This window comes from Desulfomicrobium apsheronum, from assembly GCF_900114115.1.
Classification (GTDB): domain Bacteria; phylum Desulfobacterota; class Desulfovibrionia; order Desulfovibrionales; family Desulfomicrobiaceae; genus Desulfomicrobium; species Desulfomicrobium apsheronum.
Map to the genome: position 1 here is coordinate 17,694 of NZ_FORX01000029.1, position 16,970 is coordinate 34,663.

The following is a 16,970-nucleotide window of genomic DNA, read 5'->3' on the forward strand; positions in this document are numbered from 1 at the left end:
CCATTGTCAAGGGTTGCGGCAAAACAAGATTTTTACTTGACCGGGTCAGGGGGCTTGGGTAGAGAGTTTCCCCTGTCGGATGGTGGGTGTAGCTCAGTAGGCAGAGCACCTGGTTGTGGCCCAGGATGTCGCGCGTTCAAGCCGCGTCACTCACCCCATTAGACAATACGGGACAGTTCGTCTGTCCCTTTTTTTTCTCGCTTTTTGTGGTGGGTGTAGCTCAGTAGGCAGAGCACCTGGTTGTGGCCCAGGATGTCGCGCGTTCAAGCCGCGTCACTCACCCCATTTGACACCCAAGCAGAACCGGATAAGAACTGGTTCTGCTTTTTTTTTGGGGAGGTCGCATGGCTGCATTCACGGGCATCAACCACCTGGCCATGGTCACGGCGGACATGGACAAAACGGTTCACTTCTGGCGGGATCTACTCGGCATGCGTCTTGTCGTCGGGCTTGGGCATCCCGGGTACAGGCATTATTTTTTCGAGATCACAGACAAGGACATGATCGCCTTTTTCGAATGGCCCAAAGTGGAGCCCATTGCCGAAAAGGATCATGGCGCCCCGGTGCGCGGGCCCGCGGCTTTCGACCACCTGTCCTTTGGAGTGGAGAGCCTTGAAGAGCTGGGTCGCCTCAAGGACCTGCTGGAAGCCAATGATTTCTGGGCTTCGGAATTCATCGACCACGGGTTCATTATTTCCCTGTACTCCTTTGATCCCAACAATATCCCCATTGAATTCAGTTATGCCGTGCCCGAATACGACGTTCACTCCCATCCGATCATGATCGACTCCCATCCGACACCGGCCGCACTGGAAGGCAGCAAGCCGCGTCCGGAAAGATGGCGCGGCGCAGTTCCTTCGGATTCGGACCGCGGTATCTATCCCGGCGAGGCCGAAGCCGTTCGCGCCGCATTCATCAAGAAAACATAAATCCCGGAACAGACCGGGGTATTTGAGGAAAATATGGATAAGCTTGTCATAGAAGGTGGCGTCCCGCTCAAGGGCGAGGTCCGCATCAGCGGCTCCAAGAACGCGGCCCTGCCCATTCTGCTCGCGTCGATTCTGGTCGAAGGAGAGGTGCGCCTCAGCAATGTGCCGAATCTGCGCGACATCGCCACCACGCTGAAACTGCTCGAACTGCTTGGCTGCCGCGCCGAATTCAATGATGGCGACGTGCTGCTGCATTCGTGCGATTTGAAGCCCGAGGCGCCCTATGATCTGGTGCGCACCATGCGCGCTTCCGTGTTGTGCCTGGGGCCGCTTCTGGCCAGGCTCGGCCGGGCGCGGGTGGCCATGCCCGGCGGCTGCGCCATCGGTGCGCGGCCCGTGGACCTGCACCTCAAGGGATTGGAGCAGATGGGGGCCGTCTTTGAACTCGAAAGCGGCGACATCGTCGGCACCTGCGACCGTCTCAAAGGGGCCCATATCCACCTTGATTTCCCCACCGTGGGCGGCACCGAGCACCTGATCATGGCCGCTGTGCTGGCTGAAGGCGAGACCGTGCTTGAGAATGCGGCCCGCGAGCCGGAAATCCAGGATCTGGCGGAATTTCTGAACACCTGCGGGGCGCGCATCACCGGCCACGGCACCAGCGTCGTGCACATCGAGGGCGTCGAGTCCCTGCACGGCTGCTCCTATCCCGTCATGCCCGATCGCATCGAGGCGGGGACCTATCTGGTAGCCGCCGGGATGACAAAGGGGGACCTGACGCTGCGGGACTGCCCGGTGGATGCGCTTGACGCCGTCATCTCGAAATTGCGCGAAATGGGCATGATCATCGAGGGCGACCGCGATCTGCTGACTGCCACCGTCGACGGCCCCCTGAATTGCGTCGATCTTTCGACCAGACCGTATCCCGGCTTTCCCACGGACATGCAGGCCCAAATCATGGCGCTCATGTGCGTCAGCCGTGGCGCGGGCGTGATCACCGAAGGCATCTTCGAGAACCGCTTCATGCACGTGCAGGAGCTGGCCCGCCTTGGCGCGCACATCACCCTCTCGGGACAGAGCGCCATGGTGCGCGGGGTTGATTCACTGAAAGGCGCCATGGTCATGGCCTCGGACCTGCGCGCCAGCGCCTGCCTGGTCCTGGCCGGCCTCGCGGCCACGGGACGCACCGACGTGCGTCGCATCTATCATCTCGACCGCGGCTATGAACAGATGGAAGTGAAGCTGGCCTCAGTCGGCGCCAGAATCAGGCGCGAAAAGGAATAGGGTGTGGCCGCAAGGCCGCCGAAGGCCGGAATGAAAAAACCTCGCTGAAAGTCTCAGCGAGGTTTTTTTTGGGGCTGTTGCCGGAGCCCTGTCTGTCGGGAGAGCGGTACAGGCGGTCCGCAGCGTATGAATTCTCGTGACTGAAGCGGGGCCTGTACGGCCCGCCATCATTTCCTTGTCTTCACTCCTGCCCGGGGATTTTCCCGGCCGTCGCGTTTTCTGCGGGCCTGGGCGCATGGTTCGGGAACTGCAATTCGCGCTTCAGAAAACCTCGCACACGCAGGTACTCGGTGATGTTTCCTTCCCCGCGCAGCACCATCTCCCAGCCCGGCCGTTCCATGACCACCAGAACCGGGATGCCCGTGTAGCCCTTCATCTTGAAATAGGCCCGGGCCGTGCGCACCGTCTGACGCAGGTCTTCGGAGACCGGCACGGGGTCGATGGTATCCAGGCTTTCCACGCGCAACACTTCAAGAAAGAGGTTTTCCTTGCTCGCGTCGGCGTTTTGCACCGTGGCCAGGCGGTACAGGTCGTCTTCCTTGTTGTCGGTGCTGGCCAGATGCCATTTGCCGGGCAGGGTGTGCGCGTTGATGGACAGGTTGGCCAGGATTTTCGAGCAGTGATCGCAGTGCAGGCTGAAAAAGAGGACGTGCTGCGGCGCGTTGTCCGGAGCCGTCTCCCAGGTGCTGAAGGCCGTGTCCACGATGGCGGGCGGAACGACGTTCAGATCCAGTATCGAGTTGGCGGTGAACCCGCCGCACCACACGGCCACGCCCAGAAAGACCGCCAGCAGCGACCTGCGCACCCACGCGAAAAGACAGAGTCCTACAAAAAGGGTCGCACCCACGATGACGCAGAGCAGGCACTTTTCCTTGAGACCCATGAACTGAAAGCCGAGGATCGCTCCGTCAAAGGCCAGGGCTCCGAAGAGCAGCAGACTGGCCAGTCCCCAGATCCATTTCTTGTCGTAGCGGCCGCCAAAAAAGACCAGCCCCCACAGAAACCAGAAAAAGGCCGCGCCCATCTTGATGAGGTTGCCTTCGCCGAAGCGGATATATTCCCCGACGACGTCGCAAGCGGAGGTGGTGCAGAACGAAGTATGGCGGACGGCCTGCATCCAGACCTCTGCCGAGAGGAAGGAGGCGGCCAGGAAAAGAAAGGTCAGCAGAGAATAGCGAGAGAAGCGGATCATGACAAACTCCCTGTTGGATAATGGGTGTTTGTGTATCCAAGGTGCGGGCTGCGTCAAGCCGGAAATGACCACGCCGGGAGCAAACGCACTTCTTGAGCCGTTTAGGCGGCGTCTGGCGTCAGGCTGTCGTCATTTCAAACGGATGGAATGCTTCTTGAGCAGTTCGTACAGTCGCGCCCGGGACAGACCGGAGCGCTCGCAGGCCGTGGGCACATCATTGGCGCAGAGCCCGAGCAGTTGGCGCATATAGGTGTTTTCAAGATGGCCGACCACGATTTCGCGCACCTCTCGCAGCGGAGGCAGATCGTCACCGGGTGAAAATGGCAGGGGAATGGCGCCGTGAATGCGGCCGGGTTCGAGCAGGGTGGGCTGCTCCTTGTCGGGGTTGTGGCGAAAGGAGTTCCTGGCGATGCTGATGCGCACATCCACCGGCAGATGGTGGCTGTACAGGGACGGTTCGTCCTGACAGTTGTCGATGGCCACGGCCATGGTGTTGACGAATTCGCGCACATTGCCCGGCCACTGATAGGCATGGAGGGCGTTGAGAAATTCGGGCGTGAGCGTCTTGGGGCTGATGCTGCTCTCACGGCAGATTTTTTCCGCGTAGTATTCGGCCAGCAGGAGGATGTCTTCCTTGCGGGAACGCAGCGGGGGAATTTCGATCTGGTGGCCGTTCAGGCGGTAGTAGAGGTCGTTGCGGAAAAGCCCCTGCTCGACCATGAGGCGCAGGTCGCGGTTGGTGGCGGCGATGACCCGAAAATTGCTGCTGACCTCCTTTTCCGATCCGATGGGGCGGAATTTGTGCTCCTGCAGCACGCGCAGCAGGGATTTTTGCAGCTCAAGGCTCAGTTCGCCGATCTCGTCCAGAAAAACCGTACCGTTGTTGGCCAGCTTGAAGAGGCCGTCCCGGGCTTCGTGCGCGCTGGTGAAGGACCCCTTGGTGTGGCCGAAAAGGGTGCTTTCGGCCAGATGGGTGGACAGGTTTGTGCAGTCGATGACCACCAGCTTGCCAGGCGTTGAGCCGTTTTCGTGGATGCCTCTGGCGAAAAGTTCCTTGCCCGTGCCCGTTTCGCCGGTGATGATGACGTTGGACTTGCTGTCGGCCGCCTTGCCCATGACCTCAAGGCAGTCCATGATGGCCGGGCTTTCGCCGATGATGGCGCTGCGCTTGACCTTGCGCGGCCCACGATTCTGCTCCTTGGAGGCCCGGTAGGCAATGGTGCGCTGCAGGATGAGCATGATGTTGTTCAGGGAAATGGGTTTGCCCACATAATCCCAGGCTCCGTTGGCGATGGCCAGGGTCGCGCCGTCGGAATCACCGTCACCGGTCAGGATGACGACCTCCGGCAGAGAGGGAAAGGACTGGAATTGCTTGATGTGTGCTAGCCCGTTGCCGTCGGGCAGATTGACGTCGAGAAATATGAGATCGCAGTCCATGCCTTGCAGTCGGTCGAAAGCATCCTTGATGGTTTGAGCGACCTGACAAGGATGGCCAATGCGTTCGATGATCCGCTGAAAGGAACGGGAAAAATCCTGATCGTCATCAATTATGAGAATGTTGGCCATTTGCAGCTCCATGAGAATTATGAATCCGCTTTTGTCGGATTTTGTCTGGGAAAGCAAGACGCGCGTGTTCCCGGACCCTGCATGCCGTGAACACGAAAGCAACAAGCGGGCTGGTCTTTTACGTGTTTTGGGATTAAAAATGTTAACTGATCTTGAAGAAATGATTGAGGCAGGTGCGGCCATCCGTTCGCTCCGGATGAAATTTCCGGGAACTGAAAAGCTCTGGACGGATTGTTGTCAGCGCTTTTTTGTGTCAACATACGAAACAACATTGGCAGGTTGCAGGTTGTGAGCATGTTTTTTCAACCAATCCCCCACGCAGGAGTGCCTAAGTGGTTATTGATGTGAGTGGAATGATCCAAGCGGGCAGGCGACGCAAACCATTCGGTGCGTGTTTGTCTCTTCTTTGCGCAACGGTGTTGCTTTTTGCGGTTTGTCTCGTTCATGCCGCAGATGACCAGGCCTTGATCACCGAGCGCTGTCTGGGTTGTCACGGCATGGAAAAAAATTGCGAAGTCACCGTGAACGATCCAGAATGGTGGAAGGAAACGGTGCTGCGCATGGTTGAATACAAGAGCGATCTGCTGAGCGACATCGAGACCGACAGGATCGCTCTTTTCCTGGCCGATGAACGGAAGCGGTCAACGCTCTGTCCTTCGAATTGAAACCTTTGAAAAACCTGGAGGATGCTATGAAATACGTATTGGGATGCCTTTTTGCCGGTCTTCTTTTTGCTTCTGTGGCCGTGGCTTCCGGTGATCTGGGCGCCGAGCGCTATGAGAAGATGTGCAAGAGCTGTCATGGGGCCGATGGGTCCAATGCGGCCATGAGTCGGGCCCTCAAGGGGTTACCGGCCGAGGAAGTGAAGGCGGCTCTGATCGGCTACAAGGAGCAGACTTACGGTGGAAAGAAGAAAGGCATGATGGAACGCGTGGCCAAATCCCTCACCGAAGAGGATATCGAGGCGCTGGCCACACATATCGGCACTTTTTAAGGGCTGGACCGGAGCAACAAACCGGCTTGGGGCCCTGTCTCGCGAAACGCTGGCCGGTGTCTTTTTCTGGCGAGCATTCCATCAATCCTGAACCCAGAAACCAACGAGCCCTTCCTGTCTGGGAGGGCTCTCTCATGAGGCCCGGATGCGATCAGTCCTTCTCCTCTTTCTTTTTTTGGCCTGGCCGACATTGGCGATTGCGCAAAGCGCCGTGCACCGGGCTCATGATGCCGCGGCCGCAGTTACCGCTCATGACCACTCCACGACGGAGCAGGCCGAAGAGGCGCTGCATTCCGGCCACGGTGATGCCGGGCTCATGCCAATGGAACCTTTGTCCCAGGACCCCGCGCAGGCCACGCATTCAGGCCACGTGCAGCCCGAGGCAATGCCTGCCGATCATTCCGGGCACGGGACTATGGCTCCCCCGGCCGGGAACGTTCCTGCCGTGTCCGCACCCGAACCCGAGCATGTCCATCCCACGCCCGTGGCCGAAGCCTCGATCGGCGTGACGGAGAAGCTCGGAGAATTCATCGCCGCCGAGGCCCGATTTTTCGACGAGGACGGCAAGGCCGTGACCATGGGTGAGATCGTGGACAAGCCGACCATCGTCGTGCCCATTTATTTTTCCTGCCCCAATGTCTGCGCCATCATCCAGAGTTCCCTGACGGCGGTGCTGCCGGACGTGAAGCTTGAGCCCGGAGTCGATTTTCAGGTGGTCAGCGTCAGCTTCGACGACACGGACACGCCGGAACTGGCCGCCCGTCAGAAGCGCAACTACATGGCGGCCATGGACTTCAAGTATCCGGAAAACGGCTGGCGATTTCTGACCGGCGAAGAGGCCGACATCCGCGTGCTCATGGATTCCCTGGGGTTCGGCTTCAGGCGCGAGGGCAAGGATTTTCTGCATCCGGTGGTCATCATGGCCGTCTCGCCCAAGGGCAAGATCGTGCGCTATCTCTACGGCACGAAACCCCTGGCCTTCGATCTGACCATGGCCGCCACCGAGGCGGGCAAGGAGCAGATCGGTCTGTCCGTCAAGCGCGTGCTGGCCTACTGCTTTTCCTATGACCCCGAAGGCAAGCGCTACGCGTTCAATTTCATGAAGATAACTGGCACGGGCATCCTGTTCATACTGGTCGTTTTGCTCGTCTCGCTCATGCTTGCCGGCCGCAAGAAGCGAACTCCCCGAAATTAAGCACGTAAAAGAGGTTTTCACGCATGCATTCTCCCGGTGAAACCGTGCCCTTTCTGGACCCCTATCCGGGCCGAAGCGGCATCCTGTCCTGGATCTTCTCCACGGATCACAAGCGCATCGGCATGCTCTATCTGTGGTGCATACTGACCATGTTCGCGGTCGGCGTGGTGCTTGGCGTGCTCATGCGCCTGGAACTCATCGCGCCGGGGCGGGACATCATGGACGCCCAGACCTACAACGCCATGTTCACCCTGCATGGCGTGGTCATGATCTTTCTCTTCGTCATCCCCGGCATTCCGGCCGCCTTCGGCAACATCCTGCTCCCCCTGCAGATCGGGGCCGAGGATGTGTCCTTTCCGCGCCTGAACATCTTCTCCTGGTGGCTGTACCTGACCGGAGCCTGCCTGGCCGTGACCAGCCTCTTCACCGGCGGCGGCCCTCCGGACACGGGCTGGACCTTTTACGTGCCGTTCAGCGAGCGGACCACGACCAACGTCTCGCTGGCCGTGGTCGCGGTCTTCATTCTGGGCTTTTCGTCCATTCTGACCGGACTCAACTTCATCACCACCATCCACCGCCTGCGCGCTCCCCAAATGAGCTGGGGCAAGCTCCCGCTGTTCACCTGGTCGCTCTACGCAACGGCCTGGATTCAGTTGCTGGCCACGCCAGTGCTGGGCATCACCGTGGCCCTGGTCTTCATCGAGAGGTGGCTCGGCATCGGGCTCTTCGATCCCTCCAAAGGCGGGGACCCGCTCCTGTACCAGCATCTGTTCTGGATCTATTCGCATCCGGCCGTGTACATCATGATCGTTCCGGCCATGGGCGTTGTCTCCGAGATCATCCCCGCCTTCGCGCGCAAGTCCATCTTCGGCTACAAGGCCATCGCCATATCGAGCTTGGCCATCGCCTTCGCGGGTTCCCTGGTCTGGGCGCACCACATGTTCACCAGCGGCATGAGCGACACCGCCGTCATGGTCTTTTCCTTCCTGACCTTCGTGGTGGCCATCCCTTCGGCCATCAAGGTCTTCAACTGGGTGGCCACCCTGTACAAGGGCTCCATCTATCTGGATCCGCCGCTCATGTTCGCGCTCGGTTTCATCTTCCTCTTCTCGGCCGGAGGATTGACCGGGCTGGTGCTTGGTTCGGCGGGCACGGACATCCATGTTCACGACACCTATTTCGTGGTCGCACATTTTCACTATGTCATTTTCGGCGGCACGGGGTTCGGGCTCTTTGCGGCCATGCTCTTCTGGTTTCCGAAGTTCTTCGGGCGCATGTACGATCGCCGCATGGCCAACGTGAGCTGGTACCTGCTCATCGGCGGGTTCAACATGCTCTATTTTCCGATGTTCGTGATCGGCCTGCAGGGCATGCCTCGTCGTTATTACGACTATCTGCCCATGTACCACACCGGACAAATGGTCTCGACCATCGGCTCCTGGGTGCTTGTCGCAGGGCTCATCGTCTTGTTTTACAGTCTTTCCAGGTGTTTTTACGGGCCACGCACCGTGGGCAACAATCCCTGGGGAGCGGCCACTCTGGAATGGACCCTGCCGAGCCCGCCGCCGCACCTGACCTTCCTTGATCCGCCGGACGTGCCGCGCGGCCCCTATTCCTACGAGGGGGTGACGCGCGATGAGTGAGGCACACAAGGATTACGCCGGCGACAAGTTCGGGATGTGGCTTTTTCTGTTCACCGAGATCCTGCTCTTCGGTGGGTTCTTTCTGCTCTATTCGGTCTATCTGCACCGTTATCCGGCGGAGTTTCATGAAGGCGGGCTGCAACTGAGCCGCGTGTTCGGCACCCTCAACACGGTCGTGCTCATCACCTCCAGCCTGACCGTGGCCCTGGCCATTTCCGCCCTGCAGCAGGGCAGGAAGGCGCTCTCTCTGTGGCTCCTGAGCGCGACCATCGCTCTGGCCGGGGTTTTCATGGTCAACAAGTTCTTCGAATGGTCGGCCAAGATCGGACATGGCATCTATCCCGGTTCGCCGGAGATGGCGGCCGGGTCCGGCGGGGCGAACATCTTCTTCGGCCTCTACTACCTCATGACCGGAGCCCATGGCCTGCATGTGGTCATCGGCGCGGCGATCCTTGGTTTCTGCATGCTGCGCATATGGCAGGGCAGGGTCACGGCCGACGATTTCGGGCTGCTTGAGAACGGCGGCCTGTACTGGCATCTGGTCGATCTGGTCTGGATTTTCCTCTTTCCACTTTTTTACCTGATCAGTTGACATGACTACACAAAAACACATTCTGCCCTTTGCCCTGCTGACCAGGATCTGGCTGGTCCTCATGGCCCTGACCGGAGTCACGGTGGGCGTCGCGAGTTTCGACTTCGGCTATCTGAACGTTCTGGTGGCCATGACCGTGGCCTCGACCAAGGCGCTGCTGGTGATCTTTTTTTTCATGCACCTCAAATACGAGAACCGCACGCTCGGGGCCTTCGTGCTGCTGGTTTTCGTCATTCTGGCCATCTTCATCGGCTTCACCTTCTTTGATGTGGCGATGCGGCCGGAGGCAGGCTCATGATCCCTCCCATCACCAAGGTCGCGGCTCAGGTCGATCAGGTCTTCCTGCTGATTTTCGGGGTTTCGACCGCCATATTGATTGCCATCACGGCGCTCATGGTCTGGTTCGTCATCCGCTACCATCACACCCGTCATCCCAAGGCAGCGGACATTCGCGGCAACCTCCTGGCGGAGGTCGTCTGGACGGTCATCCCGAGCATCCTGGTCATGGGCATGTTCTACTACGGCTGGGCCAGCTTCAAGGCGCTGCGTTCCGTCCCTGCCGACGCCATGCGCGTGCAGGTCACGGCGCGCATGTGGTCCTGGGTGTTCGAATACGAGAACGGCAAGCGCGCCAGCACCCTCTATGTGCCCCTGGACCGGGCCGTGCGCCTGGACATGACCTCCGTGGACGTCATCCACAGCTTCTTCGTGCCCGCTTTCCGCATCAAGATGGACACCGTTCCCGGCATGCAGACCCATGCCTGGTTCCAGGCCCAGCGCGAGGGCAGCTACGACATCCTGTGCGCCGAATACTGCGGACTGCGGCATGCCAACATGCTGTCCACGGTCGAGGTCATGGGCCCTGACGCATTTCAAACCTGGTACGAAAGCTCGGCCAAGGGAGATGAGGCCGCCATTGGGCTTTTGGAGTCTTACGGCTGCACTGCCTGCCACTCCCTGGACGGATCGGAGGAAATGGGGCCGACGCTTCTGAACATCTATGGGGCGCAGCGGCGGGTCATCGACGCAAACGGCACGCGGGAGGCCTTCGTGGACGAGGCCTATCTGCGTCGCGCCATCATCGAGCCGGATGCGGAACTGGTGGAGGGCTTCGAGGGAATGCCTTCCTACAAGGAGGATATGCCGGACCAGGATCTGGATGCCATCATTAAATATCTGACGGGCGGAGCCAAGCGCGACCTTGATCGGGGCAGGCAGCTGATGGAGGCCGAAGGATGCCTGAGCTGCCATTCCACCGACGGATCGGAGATAGCCGGGCCGACGCTCAAGAACATCGTCGGGCGCGAGGTTGAATTGGGCGACGGTTCGCGGATGGCGGCCGATGATCAGTATTTGATCGAAGCCATCCTTGATCCGGAAAAATTCATTGTCGTCGGGTATGATCCCATCATGCCTTCCTACGAACATCTGACCGAAGACGAGCTGCAGGCCATGGTCGACTACATGCACGCCTTGAGCGAAAATCATGATTAGGGACATGCTGGCGCTGATACGGCCCGGAATATCCCTGGCAGTCGGGCTGTCGGCCCTGGCCGGGTATGTCATGGCTGCCGGGGCGTTGTCCGGCGGCGGCGGGCTTTTTGCCGGGACCTTTGTCCTGAGCGCGGCCGTATCGGTTCTGAACCAGATCCAGGAGCGCGGCCGCGATGCGCGCATGGAGCGGACCAGATCCCGGCCGCTGGCAAGCGGAAGGATGAGCGCGGGGCAGGGGAGCCTTCTGTTTTCCATCCTGCTTGCGCTGTCGGCCATGCTGCTTTGGCCTCTTCTTTCCTGGCGGGCCCTGCCTGTCCTGCTGGTGGTTCTTGGTCTGTACAATGGCCTCTACACCCTGATGAAGCCCGTCACGGGCTGGGCCATGATCCCCGGAGCGGCCTGCGGCGCGCTGCCTTTCTGGATCGGCTGGATGGCCGGGGGCGGGGGCCTGTTTGCCATCGAACCCGCCTATTTCTTCGCCCTGTATTTCGTTTGGCAGATGCCCCATTTCTGGATGCTTGCCGAAAGCAACGCCGATGACTACGCGGCCGCCGGCTTCCCGGTCCCGGCCAACAGTTTTTCCACTTTTTCCCGTCAGGCCATTCCCAGAATATGGACCCTGGCCCTGGCCATGCTCGGCGGCATGGCTCCGCTTTTCGGCCTCGCGACAGGTCTTGGGCAAGCCTACGCCCTGGCCACGGTCTGTCCTGCCTACGCGCTTTTGGCTGTTTTCGCTCGGGCCCGGGTGCTGCGTTTGGCGTCGGATGGTTTTCTGGCGGGGGTTGTGCTCATGATCGTGACGGAACGGCTGGTTTCGTGATTACGCATGCAGGACGCCGACTTTTTCAACTGGACACGGTTTGCCTTCGTTGATCGCATTTGCCAAGGAAAGGCTTTTTTCTGTCTGTTCCCTTGGGCTTGTCGTGCTGTCCGGAATTTTTTGTTTCCGCCGCAGCGAAAGACCTCAAGAATTTCTTGCGTGTCGCTCGGTTCGGACATGAGCACTCCGGGTATGATCGATGCACTGTCCCTGGCCGGTCTGAAACGAGAGAAGCCACGCAGGTTTTCCCTGCGTGGCTTCTCTCGCGTTTGAGTCCGGTAATCAGCAGGCGTGCTGCAGATTGGCGGCGGGTGCGAAACGCCACTTGTGCAGGCACGAACTGCCGCAGGAGTTGGAGCATTCGCATTCCTCGCCGACCACGACCACCGGCACGGAGCTTTGCTTGCTGACCGTGTCCGTCAGGGATCCGAGAATCTTGCGCGCCGAGGCATTGCCCTTGGTGCCCATGATGATCATGTCGCAGGCATGATCGCTTGCGGCCGTGATGATGGCGTCAGCTGTCGCGCCCTGTTCGACCACGATTTCAAACTCCACCCCGGCTTCTCTGCAACCATCCACGAAGATGGCGAAAATCTTGCCCATTTCTTCCAGATTCTTGCGGATGATTTGCTCGCGTCCATCGGGGCTGATGCGTCCGCTGATCAGGCCGTGGGCGTGAAAAAGGATAACTTTCGCTCCGCACTGTTTGGCCAGCGCGATGGCATAACGTTTGGCACGACGGCCGGCTTCGCTGTTGTTCACCGGAACCAGAAAAGTGTTGAACCCTGGCAATTTCATATGATTTTCCTCCCGAGGAAAGATTGAATTGGTTAATCAACCAATTTGTGCCATGGTTCACAAGGGAGCGTCAAGAAAATTTTCATGCGCATTGAAAAATTCCAGCAAGCGCGGATGGTTGAAGAGTTGCAATGAGTTCATGACAGCTTGGGTAGCGCTTTAGAAACGGGTAGGGCGTTTGCTGGGAATTCAAAAGTTTCAAGTGTGACGATTTTTTTGCGGATATGCCGAACATGTCGCAAATTGCTTCAAGTGCGCTTGCCATCGGCACGCGATGGGCCTAAAAAAGGAACGTTTTGCAATCAACCGATATTTAATTCTTGGAGGTGTACCGTGGAGAAGATTCTGATCGTGGGGTGCAAGAACACCATGGACGATGTCTGCATTGGCTGTTCACGCTGTCTGGTGGCTTTCAACAGAAGACAGGGTATCTTTGAAATCTACGAAGACACCGACGCCGAGATCGTCGGCATGGTTGGCTGCGGTGGCTGTCCTGCACCGGCTATCGTGACCAGGCTCATGCAGGTCAAGCTCTGGAACGCGCCCATGAACGAAAAACCCACGGTGATCCACATCGCGCCCTGCATAGCCGAGCAGTGTCCGTACAAGGAGGAGATCATCAAGAAAATCACGGCCAAGGCAGGTATCCGTGTCATCGAGGGAACACATCCCTACGTTCCCAAGGACATCTTCGCCTGATATCGCAAAAGAGCCGATGAAGCGCATGGTGCGGTCTCGGCTCTTTCGGACTACTGGCCTCTATTTATTTTTGAAAACGGATAATTACGGACATGCCGCGTCGGGCATCCTTATAAACGGCTAATTCATGACTCACCGGATGGTTTCATGACCGGATCGGGCAGCCTTGAAGACAATTCGCGCATGACCCCGCCTTATTGCGGTGGTCATGCTTTTTTTTGTCCGCACGTATTTCTCAACCTTTGCTTGAAGTAAACATTCCGCATCGGCAGTCTCTATGTCGAAATGAATGCGCCTCCGTTCAACTTGTGAGCGGAGGCTTTTTTTATGAAAAAAATTTTGCTCCTGATGATCTAAAAAAGAAAATGATCTGTGCCTGTCGCATATTTATTCATTTATGATTCGATTCAATGTAAATTCGAATTGTTTTATATCAATATTGGTGAAAATTAAATCTATATACGTATAAATATGTATCAAATTTGTTTATTTTATAATTACAAATAATTATATATGGCAATATTTATTATAAAATAATCGCATTGTATTCATTTTTATTGATAGTATTATGAAAAATTATTTCGTTTACCTTATGTGAACATTCCGGATTTCCAAAAAATACGCCAATTTTAAAAAATGTAGCCAGAAATTGGTCGCTGAGCGCCAATTTCTGATGGCCAGATACGGGGAAGTTTCATGAAGCATGTGCTGCGACGGTTCATATGTCTGACGCTGGCATTTTTGCTGGTATTCAATCCCATGGCGGCGGCCGCAGATGGCATCGTGGTTGATCAAAAGGCCCCGGCCGCCAATCAGCCGGCCGTGAGCGCGGCGCCCAACGGCGTGCCTCTGGTCGACATCGCAAGCCCGAACTCTGGGGGCCTCTCGCACAACATGTTCGACCAGTTCAACGTGGGCGGGCCCGGCGTGATCCTGAACAACAGCAAGAAGGCCGGGCGCACGCAACTGGGCGGGGTGGTGGCCAACAATCCAAAACTCGGCAAGGGCCCCGAAGCCCGGGTCATTCTGAACGAGGTCACGGGCAGCAGCCGCTCCCGTCTTGAGGGCTACACTGAAATCTTCGGCTATCCGGCCGACTACATTCTGGCCAATCCGAACGGCATCACGGTCAACGGCGGCGGGTTCATCAACACGCCCCGGGCCACGTTGACCACGGGCAAGCCCCGGTTTGACGACTACGGCGGTCTGAGCGCCCTGGATGTGCGTCAGGGCGATGTGCTTGTCGACGGCCTGGGGCTCAATGTTTCCAATCTCGACGCGTTCGACATCATCAGCCGCACGGCCAGGATCAACGCCGACGTGCACGCCGTGAAGCTGGGCATCAGCACCGGATACGGCAGCCATGACGTCGCAACGGGCCAATTTTCCGCCCTGGCCCCGGACGGTTCGGATGTTCCGGCGGTGGCGCTGGACTCCACGGCCCTTGGCGGCATGTATGCCGAGCGCATCATCCTTGTGGGCAATGAGAAGGGCGTAGGGGTGAACCTTGAAGGGGTCGCCCACGCCACCGACGAACTGGTCCTGACCGCCGATGGCAGGATACGCATCAAGGGGCGCGTTTCCTCGGACAATGATGTCCGGGTTGCCTCGACCGCTGACAGTGTGGAAATTTCCGGTTCGCTGGCGGCGGCGAAAATCGCGGAGGTCACGGCTTCAAAGGACGTGGTGCTCAAGTCGCAAGCAGGCACGCAGGCCTTGCTGTATGCCGATGATGCGCGGGTTTCTTCCGAGTCGCTGCACAATGTTGACGGCAGGATCGAGTCCGGCACGAATCTGGCCGTCGCAACGCGCTCCGGCATCACGAATGCGGGAGCCATTGTTTCCGGGGGCAACGCCGTTCTGAAAGCTGGCGGCACCGTTGGCAACACGGGGCAGATGCAGGCCAGGGGCAGCCTTGACGTCGAGGGCGCGCATGTCCTGAATTCGGGCCGGATGTTTTCCATCGAGGCGGTCAGGATTCATTCTGCGGGGGATATCGTCAATGCCGGTGGCGAGATTTCATCCAAAAAATCAAGCAGCCTGGAGACCACGGGAAATATATCAAACACCGGGGCCATCCGGACCGAAGGACAGGCATTCGTCAGCGCCGGGAGCCTGAACAATGAAGGCGGCCGCATCGAGGCCAAGGATGTCATGACCCTCGACGTAGCGGGGCACATGGCAAATTCGGGCACTATCGGCACGGACCTGGGCGCATTCATCAGCGCAGGCAGCCTTGGCAATGAGGGCGGCAGCATCCTGTCCCAGGGCGATCTTGATTTTGCGGTGGCGGGTGGTTTGGGCAATTCGGGGATTATTTATTCCGGAGGTTTCAGCCGGATTCGAGCTGGAAGCATGCGCAACGATTCTGCCGGTCAGGTGCTGGCCTTGGGTTCTCTGGCCCTGGATTTGGACGCCGAACTGGAGAATCTGGGTGTCCTGAATGCCGGGGAATCCCTTTTCGTGCAAGGCGGCGGCAGCGTCAGTAACAATGACGGCAGCATTCTGTCCCAGACAGGGATGGAGCTTGCGGCCCAAGGCGGCATCACGAATTCGGGCGACATCCAATCCGGCGGAACCGGCCTGTTTCGAGCAGGCAAAGCGCTGCTCAACGAGGGCGAAATCCTAGCTGTGAGCGACGCCGTCTTTGAAATCGGCGAAGATCTGGAAAATTCCGGTACCCTGCATTCCGGGGAGGGTTTGACCCTGACCTCCGCCAGCCTGGACAACAGCGGCCAGATCCTGGCCCAGGGCGACGGCGCGTTTTCCGTGCTTGGCGATCTGGTCAACACGAACTTTCTTTTCTCCGGCGGCACGGCCACGTTCAGCGTGGGCGGCATGCTGCATAACCTGAGGGGCCAGATTCTGTCTTTGGGCGACATGGTGCTGGAAGGTTTGAGCACCGGGAGTCGCATGCTCGAATTGAAGAACGATTCGGGCACCATCGAGACCCTGGAAGGCAGCATGTCCATCCGGGCCAAGGTGGTGAAAAACACCAATCTGGATTTTGCGCTGACGCCGGGAACGCAGGTCTTGAGCCGCAAGGGAGGGATTTATTCACAAGCAAGCGACAAATGGGATCAGGCCCAGGATCTCTATCGGATGTTGCCGGGTTCCAGTGCGGTTTCAAGCAAACGCAACGCTCTGATCATCACTCCGGCCGAATTGCGTGTTCTCGGATTTGGCCTTGATCGCAACGTGATCCCGCGTTCGGAACTGGATGCGGCCATTGCCGCCGCCGAGGCGCGTTTCGCGCTTTACGGCGGAACTTCCGGAGATATCGCGGCGGTCTCCAGCCTGAAGAGCCGGGTGGTCGGCCGGGGCATATACATGGCTGTCCAGCACTATAAGGACAGATCCAAGGTTGCCGCCTATCTTGAATCCATAACCCTAGATGAGGTCTCGGGTCTTGAAAGCGGCGCGAATATCGCGGCCGCCGTCAATCTGGATATCGAGGCCGATTCCTTCAGCAATCATGTCAGCCGGGTAGCCACTGCCAGCGGCGACATATCCATCGTTGCCGATTCCTTTGAAAATGCAGGCCAGGATATCTTTGAACACCGGACTATCGAGTGGGCCCGGGCGCATGCCAACGAACACAAGAGCCCGCGACTGGTTGTGGAGGGGCGTGGAACGGAGGTGGTCAGGACAGCGATCGACCATGCCTACGGCACCATAAGCGCGGGCGGCAAGGTTTCGATCAGCGCGGACCATGCCCTGAACGGCATTTCGGAAAATTCGGGGATGGCCTCCGGCGGGATCGG

Annotated in this window: 16 protein-coding genes and 2 tRNA genes; 15 read left to right on the forward strand and 3 right to left on the reverse strand. The window is 58.5% G+C overall.

Annotated elements, in window-relative coordinates:
• Positions 1-82 precede the first annotated feature (82 nt).
• From BMZ40_RS18425 to murA, 4 genes are all read left to right on the forward strand, one after another.
• Positions 83-158 (forward strand) — tRNA-His (locus BMZ40_RS18425).
• Between the two features lie 51 nt (positions 159-209).
• Positions 210-285 (forward strand) — tRNA-His (locus BMZ40_RS18430).
• A gap of 59 nt (positions 286-344) precedes the next feature.
• The gene (locus BMZ40_RS18435) at positions 345-929 is read left to right on the forward strand and encodes a VOC family protein (RefSeq protein WP_092379440.1); all 585 of its coding nucleotides are present in this window, start codon (positions 345-347) and stop codon (positions 927-929) included.
• A gap of 33 nt (positions 930-962) precedes the next feature.
• On the forward strand, positions 963-2,213 hold the full coding sequence (gene murA, locus BMZ40_RS18440) for a UDP-N-acetylglucosamine 1-carboxyvinyltransferase (RefSeq protein ID WP_092379442.1): 1,251 nt from the start codon (positions 963-965) through the stop codon (positions 2,211-2,213).
• Between the two features lie 181 nt (positions 2,214-2,394).
• Here the strand turns inward: murA and BMZ40_RS18445 are convergent, their stop codons facing one another.
• Positions 2,395-3,405 (reverse strand): hypothetical protein, encoded by a 1,011-nt coding sequence (locus BMZ40_RS18445; RefSeq protein WP_092379445.1) that lies wholly within the window; start codon positions 3,403-3,405, stop codon positions 2,395-2,397.
• 129 nt (positions 3,406-3,534) lie between these two features.
• Positions 3,535-4,971 carry a sigma-54-dependent transcriptional regulator gene (locus tag BMZ40_RS18450; RefSeq protein WP_177193268.1) on the reverse strand — a complete coding sequence of 479 codons (1,437 nt, stop codon included), beginning with the start codon at positions 4,969-4,971 and terminating at the stop codon, positions 3,535-3,537.
• 19 nt (positions 4,972-4,990) lie between these two features.
• Here BMZ40_RS18450 and BMZ40_RS19740 point away from each other — a divergent pair, with 19 nt between their 5' ends.
• The 9 genes from BMZ40_RS19740 to BMZ40_RS18490 all read left to right on the forward strand — a co-directional run bounded on the left by BMZ40_RS19740 (position 4,991) and on the right by BMZ40_RS18490 (position 11,709).
• A complete protein-coding gene (locus tag BMZ40_RS19740) occupies positions 4,991-5,263 on the forward strand; it encodes a hypothetical protein (protein ID WP_177193269.1) in 273 nt (90 codons plus the stop codon).
• A 103-nt stretch (positions 5,264-5,366) separates the two neighbouring features.
• Positions 5,367-5,636, forward strand: coding sequence for a hypothetical protein (locus BMZ40_RS19745; RefSeq protein ID WP_177193270.1), 270 nt, complete (start codon positions 5,367-5,369; stop codon positions 5,634-5,636).
• A 26-nt stretch (positions 5,637-5,662) separates the two neighbouring features.
• Complete coding sequence (locus BMZ40_RS18460) at positions 5,663-5,965, forward strand: c-type cytochrome (protein WP_092379456.1); 303 nt, start codon at positions 5,663-5,665, stop codon at positions 5,963-5,965.
• A gap of 145 nt (positions 5,966-6,110) precedes the next feature.
• Positions 6,111-7,160 carry an SCO family protein gene (locus BMZ40_RS18465; RefSeq protein ID WP_245751150.1) on the forward strand — a complete coding sequence of 350 codons (1,050 nt, stop codon included), beginning with the start codon at positions 6,111-6,113 and terminating at the stop codon, positions 7,158-7,160.
• A 23-nt stretch (positions 7,161-7,183) separates the two neighbouring features.
• Complete coding sequence (gene ctaD / locus BMZ40_RS18470; protein WP_092379459.1) at positions 7,184-8,803, forward strand: cytochrome c oxidase subunit I; 1,620 nt, start codon at positions 7,184-7,186, stop codon at positions 8,801-8,803.
• Entirely contained in the window at positions 8,796-9,395 is a 600-nt protein-coding gene (locus BMZ40_RS18475) for a cytochrome c oxidase subunit 3 family protein (protein ID WP_092379462.1), read from the forward strand. Before ctaD ends, BMZ40_RS18475 begins: the two co-directional genes overlap by 8 nt.
• A gap of 1 nt (position 9,396) precedes the next feature.
• On the forward strand, positions 9,397-9,693 hold the full coding sequence (locus BMZ40_RS18480) for a cytochrome C oxidase subunit IV family protein (RefSeq protein ID WP_092379465.1): 297 nt from the start codon (positions 9,397-9,399) through the stop codon (positions 9,691-9,693).
• Complete coding sequence (gene coxB, locus BMZ40_RS18485; RefSeq protein ID WP_092379468.1) at positions 9,690-10,889, forward strand: cytochrome c oxidase subunit II; 1,200 nt, start codon at positions 9,690-9,692, stop codon at positions 10,887-10,889. The genes BMZ40_RS18480 and coxB overlap by 4 nt, the downstream gene beginning before the upstream one ends.
• Entirely contained in the window at positions 10,882-11,709 is an 828-nt protein-coding gene (locus BMZ40_RS18490; RefSeq protein WP_092379471.1) for a protoheme IX farnesyltransferase, read from the forward strand. The genes coxB and BMZ40_RS18490 overlap by 8 nt, the downstream gene beginning before the upstream one ends.
• A 282-nt stretch (positions 11,710-11,991) precedes the next feature.
• Here BMZ40_RS18490 and BMZ40_RS18495 read toward each other — a convergent pair whose 3' ends face one another.
• Positions 11,992-12,507: a universal stress protein gene (locus BMZ40_RS18495; protein WP_092379474.1), complete on the reverse strand. Its 516-nt coding sequence runs from the start codon at positions 12,505-12,507 to the stop codon at positions 11,992-11,994.
• A 333-nt stretch (positions 12,508-12,840) separates the two neighbouring features.
• On the opposite strand from BMZ40_RS18495, the gene BMZ40_RS18500 reads away from it, so the two are divergent.
• Together BMZ40_RS18500 and BMZ40_RS18505 are read left to right on the forward strand one after the other, a co-directional pair.
• Entirely contained in the window at positions 12,841-13,206 is a 366-nt protein-coding gene (locus BMZ40_RS18500; RefSeq protein WP_092379477.1) for a CGGC domain-containing protein, read from the forward strand.
• Between the two features lie 696 nt (positions 13,207-13,902).
• On the forward strand, positions 13,903-16,970 hold a 3,068-nt coding region (locus tag BMZ40_RS18505; RefSeq protein WP_143075697.1), incomplete at its 3' end, for a filamentous hemagglutinin N-terminal domain-containing protein.